Annotated in this window: 10 protein-coding genes; 2 read left to right on the top strand and 8 right to left on the bottom strand. The window is 65.5% G+C overall.

Annotation, left to right across the window (positions count from 1 at the left end; all coding sequences use genetic code 11):
- The 7 genes from CH281_RS21715 to CH281_RS21685 all read right to left on the bottom strand — a co-directional run.
- Window positions 1-615, bottom strand: a 615-nt coding sequence (locus tag CH281_RS21715; protein WP_306427559.1) for a biotin carboxylase N-terminal domain-containing protein, incomplete at its 3' end; no start/stop codon positions are given.
- 127 nt (window positions 616-742) lie between these two features.
- Entirely contained in the window at window positions 743-2,212 is a 1,470-nt protein-coding gene (locus CH281_RS21710) for a condensation domain-containing protein (protein ID WP_032366277.1), read from the bottom strand.
- Window positions 2,213-2,346: 134 nt separating this feature from the next.
- Complete coding sequence (locus CH281_RS21705; protein ID WP_027496472.1) at window positions 2,347-2,760, bottom strand: SufE family protein; 414 nt, start codon at window positions 2,758-2,760, stop codon at window positions 2,347-2,349.
- On the bottom strand, window positions 2,757-3,626 hold the full coding sequence (locus tag CH281_RS21700; RefSeq protein ID WP_373453893.1) for a sulfurtransferase: 870 nt from the start codon (window positions 3,624-3,626) through the stop codon (window positions 2,757-2,759). The genes CH281_RS21705 and CH281_RS21700 overlap by 4 nt, the downstream gene beginning before the upstream one ends.
- Before the next feature lie 157 nt (window positions 3,627-3,783).
- The gene (locus CH281_RS21695; RefSeq protein ID WP_094695477.1) at window positions 3,784-5,157 is read right to left on the bottom strand and encodes a condensation domain-containing protein; all 1,374 of its coding nucleotides are present in this window, start codon (window positions 5,155-5,157) and stop codon (window positions 3,784-3,786) included.
- Window positions 5,135-6,589 (bottom strand): condensation domain-containing protein, encoded by a 1,455-nt coding sequence (locus tag CH281_RS21690; protein WP_094695476.1) that lies wholly within the window; start codon window positions 6,587-6,589, stop codon window positions 5,135-5,137. Before CH281_RS21690 ends, CH281_RS21695 begins: the two co-directional genes overlap by 23 nt.
- 118 nt (window positions 6,590-6,707) lie before the next feature.
- Window positions 6,708-8,156, bottom strand: coding sequence for a condensation domain-containing protein (locus CH281_RS21685; protein WP_032366281.1), 1,449 nt, complete (start codon window positions 8,154-8,156; stop codon window positions 6,708-6,710).
- Window positions 8,157-8,706: 550 nt separating this feature from the next.
- On the opposite strand from CH281_RS21685, the gene CH281_RS21680 reads away from it, so the two are divergent.
- Window positions 8,707-10,053 carry a hypothetical protein gene (locus CH281_RS21680; RefSeq protein WP_094695475.1) on the top strand — a complete coding sequence of 449 codons (1,347 nt, stop codon included), beginning with the start codon at window positions 8,707-8,709 and terminating at the stop codon, window positions 10,051-10,053.
- Window positions 10,054-10,058: 5 nt separating this feature from the next.
- On the opposite strand, the gene CH281_RS21675 is transcribed toward CH281_RS21680, so the two are convergent.
- Window positions 10,059-11,336 (bottom strand): glycosyltransferase, encoded by a 1,278-nt coding sequence (locus tag CH281_RS21675; protein WP_094695474.1) that lies wholly within the window; start codon window positions 11,334-11,336, stop codon window positions 10,059-10,061.
- A 142-nt stretch (window positions 11,337-11,478) separates the two neighbouring features.
- Here CH281_RS21675 and CH281_RS21670 point away from each other — a divergent pair, with 142 nt between their 5' ends.
- Window positions 11,479-12,852, top strand: coding sequence for a hypothetical protein (locus CH281_RS21670; RefSeq protein ID WP_094695499.1), 1,374 nt, complete (start codon window positions 11,479-11,481; stop codon window positions 12,850-12,852).

Genomic DNA, 12,852 nt, shown 5'->3' with positions numbered 1-12,852 from the left:
GAAGCATTCCCCGCGCCCGAATGCGGCGACGGCTTCGCGGGTGGCGGAGTCGAACAGTTCGGGGATTTCCTCGCGGGTGCGGGCCACTTTCATGCCGCGTCCGCCGCCACCGAACGCGGCTTTGATGGCGATGGGGAGGCCGTGTTCGTCGACGAACGCCAAAATCTCGTTCGCGTCTTCGACCGGTTCGGAGGTGCCGGGGACCGACGGTGCTTTGGCGCGGGCGGCGATGTGGCGGGCGGTGACCTTGTCGCCGAGATCGCGGATGGACTGCGGGGAGGGTCCGATCCAGATCAGACCTGCATCGATGACAGCTTGGGCGAAGTCGGCGTTCTCGGAGAGGAATCCGTAGCCGGGGTGGATGGCGTCGGCTCCGGATTTGGCGGCGGCGTCCAAAATTTTGTCGATCACCAGGTACGACTCCGCGGAGGTTTGTCCGCCGAGTGCGAATGCTTCGTCGGCCAGGCGGACGAACGGTGCATCGGCGTCGGGTTCGGCGTACACAGCGACACTGGCCAGCCCGGCATCAGCGGCCGCCCGGATCACCCGAACCGCGATCTCACCACGATTGGCAACAAGAACCTTGGTGATCTGAGCACTGGCATGGCTGGGCACTGAGCCTCCTACAGATGTGTTTTTCGCATCCATCGTCACGAACGTCACGTCGGAGTCTAAGCACCGACTCGGTCGTCGCTGCAATCGGTCCAGGCCGCTGCGGCGCGTCCAGGGCGACAGGATGGGACTACTGGCTGGTAGCGATCCGCCCGGTATCGGAGTGCCCGGGATCGGGATGCTGGGACGTTGCGGCAGAGAAGGAGGCGGTACCGGTGTCGGCCACCTCGGTAAGCAGGGCGCGAAAGGTGCCTATGTATTCGTGTACCCGGGCAGTTGCGAGCTCGGTGTTGGGATAGCGAGCCGCGATGTTGATTCCCTGAGGTGTGCGGTTGATCCAGATGTACACGTCGTGTTGGTACTGCTTGCTGCGCAGCGCACGCGCGTTCCAATCGGGCCAGTGCTCTGCTGCCGGCGCGAACCGCACATCCATGAACGAGACGACGAAACGTGGCCTGGCCGAGTAGCCGAGGGTGGTGAACACCCGATCGAGCGGAACCCGCGCAATCGGTTTGGTCTTCTTCACCTCGGCCGATGCTGCGGCCACGACCGAGCCGAATGACTCCGCGCCGGCGATGTCGAACGAGATGGGACACAGTCCGACGAACCACCCCAGTGCCGACGCCCATTGCGGCTCGTCCCGGGTGTGTACCGGGGTGACGGTCCGAAATTGGGTGCCCCCGCCCAGCTCGGCGCCGGTGACGGCCAGGACCCCCAGTAATCCGGCGAACAGACTGTTCCCGGTCTTTCGGCACGCGACCGAGAACGAATCGGCTTGCTCGGGGTCGAGCACCCAAGCAGAGAGCCCACCCTGAGGTACGTCGTCCGGGCTGGGATCACCGATGTCGAGCGGGAAGTCGGGCAGCTGGCCTTCCCCGTCGATCAGCAGATCGCGCCAGATCGCGACGGCCTCGTGCGAATGTTCCAACTCGGCGTTTCGCTCGCGTTCGGAGGACCCGAAGTCGAGATAGCTGCCGGCCTCGAACAGGGCGGCCGGTGCCCCGCCCAGCTCCTCGCCATACAGGGCCGCGATCTCGTGGGCGACCAGGACAGTGGACAAGCCGTCGATGATCGAGTGATCTGCTGCGAAGAAGACGGTGACCGGCCGCGTCTCGTCCAGTGGTTCGAGAGTGACGAACGCGTAGGCGGGCCAGATCAGGGGCGAGGTGAACTCATCGAAGAGATATTGCAGATGCTCGAAGACTTCACTCGATTGCGCACACCGTTCCTGCTCGACCTGCCAGATGTCGACGGCTCCCTGCGCGGCGGTCACCCGGGTCATCTCACCGGTGGCCTCGTCGATCGATGCGCTCGACCGCATGGCTTCGTGTCTGTCGATCCAGTTCAGCACCGCCCGCCGGAAAGCGTGCTTGTCCAGGGGACCGGCAATCTCGAACGCCGCGCCGAGCCACGACTCGCGTCCGCGGCGAGGGCTGCTCAGGCTGGTACGCAGGTGCGCCTCGTGGACGTAGGACGTCGGGCGAGGGTCGGGCTGCCACCCGGCGGCTTCGGGAGTGTGGGCGTGTGGGCCGACACTGGGAATCCATTCGGTGAGCGTGCCCGCGGGAACCGCGTAGTCCGCCAACTCGGTGAACTCCATATCGGCAGCAACCAGCCTTCGTCAGACGCATTCGGGGGATTGTTCGGACAGCGGGCGACGATGCCCACTACCGAAGTCTACCGACGGCGGCGTGTATCGATCAAGACGAAGGCCGGGCGCTGCCGACCACGAGGTCAGCGCAGGTGCCTCTTGATACGTGCAAGCATCGCCGACATCCCTCGGAGGCGCAGGGGGCTCACCGCATCGCTCAATCCGAGAGCCGAGTAGAAATCGTCCGGAACGTCGAGGATTTCCTGTGCGCTGAGACCGTCGAGCCCCTGCGCCAGGATCGAGGCGAACCCGCGAGTCGTCGGGGCCTCCGGCGGCGCGCTGAAGTACAGCTCGATCCGGGCGGGATCGGATGCATCGACCGACAGGAACAACGGCGACTGACATTCGGGGACCGGCTCCATCGCATCCTGGGCCAGGTGATCCGGCAACGGGGGTAGTTCCCGGCTGAATTCGAGCAGGAGCTGCAGTTTGTCCTGGCCCTCGACTGCGGCGAAATCCTCGACGATCTCGGCCAACGATTCTGGAAGGGAACTCATCGAGCGGCCGGTGCCGATCCGGGCTCCTCGCCCCGGGCGATCGGAACGCGCACAGCATTGCCCCACTCGGTCCACGAGCCGTCGTAGTTGCGGACGGACTCGTACCCGAGCAGATGCGTCAGCACGAACCAGGTATGGCTCGACCGCTCGCCGATGCGGCAGTACGCGATGACCTCGTCGGTTGCCGAAGTCTCGGCGTAGATCTCGTCCAGTTCTGCGCGTGAGCGGAATCGACCGTCCGGTGCTGCTGCCTTGGCCCACGGGATGCTGACGGCGGTGGGGATGTGGCCGCCGCGCAGCGCACCTTCCTCCGGGTAGTCGGGCATGTGGGTGCGTTCGCCGGTGTACTCCGCGGGGGAGCGTACGTCGATCAGAGGCACGGAGCCGAGAACTCCGAGCACGTCCGAGGCGAATGCGCGGATCGGTGCATCGTTCCGCTCGACGACGGGGTAGTCGGTCGCCGGAAACTCAGGGACATCGAGTGTGGTGTCGCGATTCTCGGACAACCAGGCATCACGTCCGCCGTCGAGCAGCCGCACGTCCTTGTGTCCGAACAGGGTGAACACCCACAGTGCGTAGGCGGCCCACCAATTGCTCTTGTCGCCGTACACGACGATTGTGTCGTCACGTGAAATACCCTTGCGGCTCATCAGTTTCGAGAACTGTTCGCCGTCGATGTAGTCGCGCGTGACCGGGTCGTTCAGGTCGAGGTGCCAGTCGATCTTGACCGCGCCGGGAATGTGGCCGACGTCGTAGAGCAACACGTCCTCGTCGGATTCGACGACGCGGAGCCCGGGCGTACCGAGATGAGCGGACAGCCATTCGGTGGATACGAGACGATCCGGATGCGCGTAGTCGGCGAACATTGCGTTGGAATCGGTTGGTACAGGCACGTATCGGCTCCTACGGAAGATATTCGGCTGGCGGCCCGCTCGGGGGTGAACGGTCTCCGTCGACAATCCTATGCCGTACCGCGACCGAGTGGCGGGAGACGCAGGCACAGAGCGCTGCGTCGGTACTGTCTCAGCGTGTCAGGGCCGTTGTGGCGGCCTCGTCGGTCGCCTCGGCCAGCAGCGCGACCAGCGCGTCGCTGAACGCAGTCATGACCGAGTGGCCGAGGACGGTGTCGGGAAAACGTGCCCGCAGAGCCAGACCCGAGGCTGTCCGCGACACCCAGAACTGCGCGTCGTCGGACACCGTCGCGTTGCTGACGTGGTGTGCGTTGGATTCTTCGAGTCGGCGGTGGCCCTCGATTCTGGTGTAGTCGATGTACGACACCATGAACACGTCGTTTCGCGAGAGGGTGAACGTGTCTCCGAGGGATGCCAACACCTGGGGGATGGGCACTGTGCTCAGCGGTAGCGCAGCACGAAACTCCCGTTGGGCCGCGGCGATCGTGTCGACGAGCACGTCGCCGACGTCCACGGTCATCGGGGCGTTGGTGGTGAACCAGCCCAGCGCCCGCCGGAACCGATCCTCGTGACGGGTGTGCAACGGGAACAGGAACGGTATCTGCCGCGGTCCGCCGATGGCGGCGCAGGCCTGACCGATCGCAGCCACGACCCCGGCGAACATCCCGCCGCCCGACCGAGTACACAGGCGCTCGAACTCGGCAGTGCGGTCGGCATCGAGGATCGGCGCGACAAGGGTTGCCTGCGTGGCAGTCTCACCGTCCGCCAGTCCCAGGTCGAACGGAAAACTCGGCGTCGTACCACCGCACCGGACAAGGAATTCCGACCACCGCACCATGCGGTCGTCATGGCGATCCACTGCCGGCTCGGTTGCTTCGATACGGCAGTAGTCGACGAATCCTCCCACCGGACTCAGCTCGATGTTCGGATTCGACGGGCAGCGCCGGTACGTGTCGTACCAGGCGCGAACCTCGTCCACGGTCACCGCGATCGACAGCGCGTCGACGTTCGAGTGGTCGAATGCGCAGACCACCGTCGAGACGTCGGGCCGGTCGATCGCGACGCACGTGTACGACGGGAACCGTCGTGCGTCGCAACGTAACTCGAGTATTCGGCGGAGATGCTCACGTAGCTCGGTCGGGCAACCGAATTCGGTCCGGTTCGACACCGCGATCTCGACCGAACCGGGGCGATGGAGCATCCTGTCCAGGCCGTCGGTCGCCTGGACGAACGAGCTGCGCAGAGTGTCGTGTCGGTCGATCAGTCGAGCGAACGCCCACGCGAGAGCGTCGACATCGATGCGGCCGGGCACATCGAACGTGCCCGCGATCCATACTCGCCGAGCCTCGCCCAGATCGCCCAGATGAAACCGTTGATTGAACGACGGTGGAATCGGGGACCGTTGTGCATCCCCGGTGACGCCGGCAGTGAATTCGACGACGACACCGGCCGCGGGATGGTACTCAGTGATCGAGGTGACCCGCACCGACCCGCTCCTGAACCGAACCGGGCGTCAGGACGTAATCGCCTGTGCGCGCGATCTTTTCCAGTACCGATGCCAGGTGTGCGTGGTACCGCTCGACCGATTCGGCAGCGACGGCCGTGTCGGGGGTCTGCGCCACCAGATACAGATGCTCACCGTCGCGGTTGATCCACATCGACGCGTTGGAGGTCGCGCCCTCGCCGGTGAAATGCTTGGCACGAGTGTCCGCATCTCGCCCGACGCCGGGGAACCAGCGAAAGTCGATGTACGAGAGCATGTTCGGGCTCACGGCGAGTTCGCTTCCGAGCGTGCCGTCTGCGGCGAGAGCGCCGAGTACCGCATGGACCGGTGCTTCGGCGATCTGCTTGGCCCGCTCGAAACCCTCGTGTGCCGGGCCCGCGACGTCGGAGAAGCGCTCGTGACCGGCGATGTCGAACGCGACCGGCGCGAAGTTGACGAACCAACCCTGGGATTGTCCGTAGTCACCGTGGTGGCGAGTGCTCAGCACCGTGATTCCGAAGTACTCCGCGTTCCCCGCGAGCTCGAAGTCGGTGATGCCGACGGCGGCGAAGATTCCACTGCTCATCCGTGCGCCGGCGGCCTTGCACGCGGCATCGAACGCTGCCGTCAGTTCTCGGTCCAACAGGTGGCGTTCGACGATTCGGACCGGGGCGCGTTCGCCGGGTGCAAGCCCCAGATCGAGGGGGAACCGAGGCATACGGCCCTCGTGCCTGGTGAAGATGTCACGCCACGCGGCGATCTCGGGGGAGTCTGCACCGAACGTCGCAGCGCGGGCGCGCTCGTCGGCGGCGTACTCGAGGTGACTTCCCGCCGAAGCCGGTTGCGGAACATCCGCCCCGATCTCGATCGCGTACAGATCGGCCAGTTCGCTGATGACCAGAGCCTGTGAACCACCATCGGTGAACGCGTGATCGGCACCGTAGTACAACGTGAAGCTGCCCGGCCTCGATACCACTCCGACGACGAATCCCGGCCAGATGTCGGCGGTGGCCTCGGTCGAGAAGCGCTGCCGCACATAGTGTTGGAACTGCTCGTCGTCGGATGTCTCACCTGCGTCGACGGTATCGAAACGAGCAACTTCCTGGCCGCCGAGGTGTCGAACCACGTCGGTGCCGTCCACCTCGAACCAGCACCGCAGACCCTCGTGCCGCAGCACGTACGCAGTCAGCGCACGGCTCATCGCCTCGGTGTCGATGCCGCCGTCGATCTCGGTGGCCACCCCGGTGTACGCCGTGTGCACGTCACCACGTGCGCGCGCTGCCCACGATGCCTTCAGGTGGTCTTCCTGAAGAAACGACGGCGGAGTCGAATCGATCGGTGCCGCAGCGGCGCTCGCCTGTGCCGCCGCGGTGGGATGCCACTCGAGCAGTCGGCCGGGCGCGGGGTTCCAGCGGCCCATTGCGGTGATGATCATGTTCGCTTCACTCTTCCGGTCGGGGCGCAGTGGACGGAACGTACCGGCTGCCTACGCCGCCGTCTCCGTCCACTCCGCATCCACTTCTCCTGTGTGCACGCCTATTCTGCGTCCACGCTCATTCTGCGGCGACGACGACCGACGGCGGGGCCGCCGCGAGCACCGTATCGCTACCGCCGTCGGAGTCGATGACCGCCGTCAGAACCGCGACGAACTCGGTGATGAACCGATGGACATTGGTCGACGCGACATCCGAACTGGGGAAGCGGGCCGAGATGTTGAGCCCTTCGAGTGTGCGATTGACCCAGAAGTAGACCTCGTCGTCGGCGTGGCAGTTGCTCCTGAGCGCCCGCCCCTTGCGCCCCTGCCACTGGGCGGCGTCGGGCAGGAACCGCAGGTCGATGTACGAGACCACGAACCGGGGAATTTCGGTGGAGTCGAGGATCTTGGCGATCTTCGAGTACGGCATACGGGCCAGGCCCTTGTTCGCAGCGCCCGCGGTGGCCGCGGCCTCGAGTGCCTCGACGAAGGTGCAGGCGTTGTCGAGCTGGATCTCCATCGGAAGAATGCCGACGTACCACCCCACCGACGCGGCCCACTTCTGCTCGTCGCGGGTGTGCATCGGCATCACCGTGCGCAGAGACCGACTGCCGGACAGGCGAGCATTCGTCAGTGCGAGCGCCGCAAGAATTCCGGCCTGCATGTTGTAACCGGCGGCGCGGCACGCCGCATTGAAGCCGTCCGACTGTTCGGAGGTCAGAAGCCACGACGAGATGCTGCTCTGGGGCGCAGGGCCGGTGTCGGCGCGGGGCCGGTCGCCCGCCAACGGAAGCGGGAAAGCCGGGAAGCGGCCGTCCTCGACAGCGAGGAAGTCCTGCCACGTTCGCACGGCACCGTGATCCGCCGTCAGGGTGTCGCCGAGTGCCCGTTCGGACTGACTGAAGTCGACGTAACTACCCACCTCGGGCAATTCCGGGTCGATGCCGTCGAGGGCCTGCGCGTACAGCCGGTCGATCTCGTTGATCGCATAGATCTGGCTGTATGCGTCCATGACCGAATGATCGGCCGCGAAGGCGAGCAGGAACGATTCCTCGGGTCCACCGGCGAGAGTGCGGGACGCGTCGTCGGGTTCGATGGTGGCGAGAACGAAATGCGGCCATGCCGTCGGAGACACGGTGTCGCCGAACCACGACTGCAGATGGCCGAACACCTGCGTTTCCGATCGCGACTCCGCGTGTGGGCGATCTGTCACCTGCACGGCGTCGACCGGTGCGGTGAAGCGCTGCCACGAACCGGACTGCTCGTCACGACGAACCTTGGTTCGGAACGCCTCGTGCCGACCCATGTACGCGGCGATGGTGCGGCGTACGGCCTCGACGTCGTAGCGACGATGGATCTCGAATACCGTGCCGATCCAGGAGCCCGGCGCGCTGCGCTCGCAATGGTCCTCGTGCGTGAACGACAGCCCGCGGGGATCGAGAGCCCACTGGGCGTCGTCGACGCGGGGAACCCACTCGGTCAAGCGTCCGGCGGGAAGTGGATAGTCGGCGAGTTCGGTGTATTCCATGGTGTCCTCTTCCGTTCCGGGCTCGGCCAGCGGTATTCGGCAGTAGTGGTGTCTATCGGCATTCGATTACGGTCGAGTGGTGGATGTAACGGCGGAAGTCGTCGGTCCGGCTCGCTTTTATCGGGTGCACTCGCATTGCTTTCGACATTGAAAGAACAACTATTCGACGGATCGTGAAGTCGCCGTCCGGTCGACGTGAGTACGGCACTCACAATAGGGCGAAAGCGAAACTATTTCGCGACGCGTAAAAGTAATTCTTGTCACTGTCGAGGGGGTTGACCGACGGGTGGAACATCGGTCGGAAAACTGATTCTCGCACACGTCGGCATTGTGATTCCAGCGTAACCGCACGTCAGGGCCCGATGATTCGAGAGAGCCGATCCGGGTGACGGGTTCGGAACCCAGACCTCGGGCCGGACCGGCACCCCGAGACCGGAGTCACATTCGCGCGTCTGCTCGGTGGAATGGCACTTATTGCAAACATTGAATGAATCGCCCGACGAGAAACAGCACCACCTTCCCGTTTCTTTCGATGTAGTAGGTTCGGCGCGTGACTCGAATTGGATTTGCCGATCACCTTTTCTTGCGAATGCACCACGGCATCGGATTTCCCGTCTACAACCAGTTCCTGTGGTGGTTCGATGACGTCGTGCAGCGAGAAGACCTGGAAAGACTGCGTGACAACCTGTCCGACGGTCTGCTTGCGCGCAGGGTGGTGGCATCGGCAATTCCGACGGCCCGAGATCGGTGGGTGCCGTCGGCCGCCTCTCATTCACTGGATTTTCATCCAGAATTCATAGACCCGTCGATGGTGCGGCAATGGGCGGACGGCCGGATCGATCCCGATATCGATCCCGAGACCGGATTGGGTTGGCAACTCGCGGCGACGAGACTGAGCGACGGCGGCATGGTGCTGTCGTTGGTCGCCTCGCACATGGTCGCCGACGGTGGCGCCTTGATCGCTGCATTCCGTGCGGCGAACTCCGACTCCGTCGCGTCCCGTGTCGCCTCCGCCTCGGGCGGCCTCGCGACCCTCGCTTACGACGTCGGTGACGCCGTCGAGCAAATTCGGTCCGCGGGTGGATGGCTGGTGAACGCGGCGGTGCAGGCTCTGCCTCTGTCCGGACGCTCCGAGCCTGCCGGTGCCACCCAGTCGAGGCCGAAACCACACCGGGCAGCTCCCGAGCGAGCGGCTGCGGCGGACTGGACATCCCCGCACGTGGTTGCCGAGGTGGACGCCGATGCATGGCGATCGACTGCGGAACGCTGGGGAGGAACATCCAATTCGCTGTTCGTGGCGGTCCTGACTGCTGCGTCCGGACTTGCCGGCCGTGCTTCGGTGGGAGACACGGTGCAGTGGTCCCTGCCCGTCAGTGATCGCGGCGACGCATCCGACGCCCGGTCCAACGCCACCAAGATCGTCAAGATCGACGTGCCGATCGCCGACCCGACCGATCTGGACCTCCGCCCGATCCGCGCCGCCAGTAAATCGGCGTTCACGGCTTTCGCCGCTGCTCAGGCCGCCGGTGCCGCTCCGGGCGGCCTGTCCCAGGCACTCGTTCAAATGCTGCCCGACGCGGTGGTCGCACGAGTGCCGCAGCCCCGCGACGGTGCCGAAGGGCTGGCGTCGAACCTCGGTGCTCTTCCCGACGACTTCACGACGGTGGCGGGGATCGCCGCCCGGGCGGTGTCCGGTCGAGCGACGTTCGCCGGAGCCGACGCCGACTTCGCTCGTTCGCTCGACGGCGGTCTGACCGCATGGTCGAGCGAGACCGGCACCAGTGTGACCGTGACCGTCCACGCCATGGACCCCGACCGATGCCCGGACGAGCATGCACTGCGTGAACATCTGACCGAGGCGCTTCGGAGATGGGGACTCTCGGCACGCTTCTGGTGAGCGGGTCAGCGGTCGCGCGCTGCTGCTTCGGTGATGTCGGCGGCAGCGGCCGTCGCCGTTCGAGCAGGCGTCATCGTATCGGCTAGCGCTCGCGCGGCCAGCCGGGCGTCTTCGGTCATGAGATCGGAAATTCCCTGTTGTAGAACGGATTCGGTCAACGTCGAGAACTTCGTGCTCGACCCGGCTCCTACGCGCCGCAGCGCGGATCCCCAGAACGGTTGGTCGGCGCTGAACCAGCACACCAGGGTCGGCAGCCCGGCTCGTGCCGAGGCTGCAGTCGTCCCTGCGCCGCCGTGATGAACCGCGGCCAGACAGCGCGGAAAGACCGTCGCGTGATCGACCGATTTCACGACGAAGACGTTCGGGTTCGATCGATGGACGGCTGAATCGGACTCCAGCAGATCGCTCCAGCCCGCGCAGACCAGGGCGCGCACGCCCAATCGATCGGTGACGTTGTCGATCATGCGCATCAGTGCAGCCGGTTCGGGCACCGGCATGCTGCCGAAGCCGAAATACACTGGCGCAGTTCCTGCGTCGAGCCATCGGCGCAACGCGGGATCCGTCTCGGTGACTCCGTCGACCAGGCCGATGAAGCCGACGAACGGGCGTAGCGGGCCCCACTGTCGGGCAAGCCCGGGGAACAGCGCCGATTCGTAGGCCTGAATTTCGATACCGCCGTAGTGCGCCGACCTCACGGGCGTCGACTCCGTGGTGGGAGGCAAACCCAGTGATGCCCTCTGCGCGTTGTCGCGCTTCTTCATCGACTTCCAGCGCAGTGCCTCGAGGGCCGCCCACATCGACCGATTGACGACGGCAGGTGGGTTCACGCCCGGTGTGATCGACACTGCATCGTTGCGCCTGAGGGGGCAGTAGTGCAGGGACACAAACGCTGTGCCGTGCGCTTCGGCCACGTTCAGAGCCATCTCCTGACCGAGCGAGCCGGTGACGATTCCGTCGCACCCTGCCGCCATTCGGTTCAGCTCGGACGTCATGTCGTCCCAGCCGTGATGAGCCAGCTCGGACAGCGCAGCAAAGCGGGTCCGCGGGTTTCGAGACTTGATACGCACTCTGACCAGATCGGACTCCAACAGCTGCTGCGTGTCGGGCCCGAACGGTTGAACCTCGATACGTTCGGAGGATGCCGTGGCAGCCGACACGACATCGGTGAGATTGGGTGGGGCACCGAACAGCACGTCGTGCCCGCGATCTGCGAGTTCGAGCCCGAGAGCGATACCGGGGGTCACGTCGCCTCGGCTTCCGTTGAACGGCATCACGAACTTCACAGGCGCACTCGCAGACGTGTCGGCGTGGGGAACAGCCCCAACCTATCAGCACCGTCCGAACCGAGCCGATACGAAAACATATGGCGGGAAACACATTTGCGACCGTTCCACCTACGTGGGCGGGCAGGGATAGTCTCTCGTGGTGGAGAGATTGACGTACGACGACGACCTGTTCCTGCGCATGGAGTGCGTACTCGGAGTGCCGGTGGTCAATCAGATCGTGTGGCGGTTCGACTCGGCCGTCCCGCTCGACGCACTCGAATCCATGTGGCAGTTGCTTGCTACCGGCCCGTTGGATCGCTCCGTACGACGCTCGGCGGTGCCCGGTGCCCGCGATGGCTGGATCACGGCCCGCACGCCCGCCGCCCCGGTCGTCATCGGACACGCAATCGCCCGGGACGGCATCGATCTGTGGATCGAGAACGAGGCAGCAGTGACGCTGGACCCCATCGACGGACCTGCGTGGCGTTTGTCGGCGACCTCGGTCGACGGCGGCGGCACAGTGGTCTCTCTCGTCGGATCGCACGTGGTCGGTGACGGCGGTGCCCTGACCTCTGCGGCGGCAGCAGCTCTCGCCGGTCGGGCGACTCCGGACGACTTCGTTCGCGGCGGGCTCGACCACGATCCCCCGCGGTCGTCGGTACGCGCCGACATCGCGGACGGCGTCGGACAGATCGGTGCGGCATTGTCCGGGGTGGCGCGAGCGCTCGGACGTACCGCAGTGGACGCGGTACGTTCGCGAACCTCGTCCGACGAGGTAGCAACGTGCTCCACGGCACCCGGCCCGACGCCGAGCCGTGCCCTGGCCGTCACCGCGGCACGAGAAGGCAAGTGGGTACCGAGCACGGTGGTCGTCGACTGCGCATCGGGGGACTGGGCCGCGGCCGCAGCGAGCAGGGGCGGGAGCTCGAACAGTCTCCTTGTCGCGGTCGTGCTCGGCATTCTCACCGCGAGTGGACGCGTCGGTCCGCAGGACCGGGTACGGGTGGCCCTTCCTGTCAGCACCCGAACACCCGGCGACAGTCGCGCCAACGCGACGTCGGGGGTGTCCATTCACGTCGACGGGGGACAGGGCTACCGCGACGATCTGACGGCCATCCGCGCATCGAGCAAGCAGGCGTTCACCGACCAGGCCGACAGTACGGTGACATCGGTGTTCGAACTGCTCAAACCACTGATGCAGGTGTTGCCCGACGTCGTCGTCGCCAAGCTGGCGGCATCGGGCTCGGCACCGCTGTGCCTGTGCTCGAACCTCGGCGATCGCGGCAAGCGACTGCGCACCATCGGAGGCGTCGACGCCGCGGCAGTGGCGATGCGGTCGATCACCCAGAACACCGATGTGGCGTTGCTCCGTCGCACCGCCGGCGGGGTCAGTGCCTGGTGGAACGACTCGGGTGACCGCGCGACGCTGTGCGTCACCGGTCTCGACCCGGACGCGTTCCCCAGCAAAGAGCACCTGCGTGGGCTGGTCGAGGCCGAGTACACGAACTGGGGCCTGACTCCCGAATTCTGGTGA

The organism is Rhodococcus sp. 06-221-2, assembly GCF_002258365.1.
GTDB classification, from domain to species: domain Bacteria; phylum Actinomycetota; class Actinomycetes; order Mycobacteriales; family Mycobacteriaceae; genus Rhodococcoides; species Rhodococcoides fascians.
This window is presented reverse-complemented; position numbering and strand designations above follow the sequence as displayed.

Bases quoted from the DNA above. Each gene is read 5' to 3' on its own strand.
- CH281_RS21705 (WP_027496472.1), bottom strand. From the start codon at position 2,760: ATGAGTTCCCTTCCAGAATCGTTGGCCGAGATCGTCGAGGATTTCGCC.
- CH281_RS21700 (WP_373453893.1), bottom strand. From the start codon at position 3,626: ATGTTCGCCGACTACGCGCATCCGGATCGTCTCGTATCCACCGAATGG.
- CH281_RS21690 (WP_094695476.1), bottom strand. From the start codon at position 6,589: ATGATCATCACCGCAATGGGCCGCTGGAACCCCGCGCCCGGCCGACTG.
- CH281_RS21710 (WP_032366277.1), bottom strand. From the start codon at position 2,212: ATGGAGTTCACCGAGTTGGCGGACTACGCGGTTCCCGCGGGCACGCTC.
- CH281_RS21685 (WP_032366281.1), bottom strand. From the start codon at position 8,156: ATGGAATACACCGAACTCGCCGACTATCCACTTCCCGCCGGACGCTTG.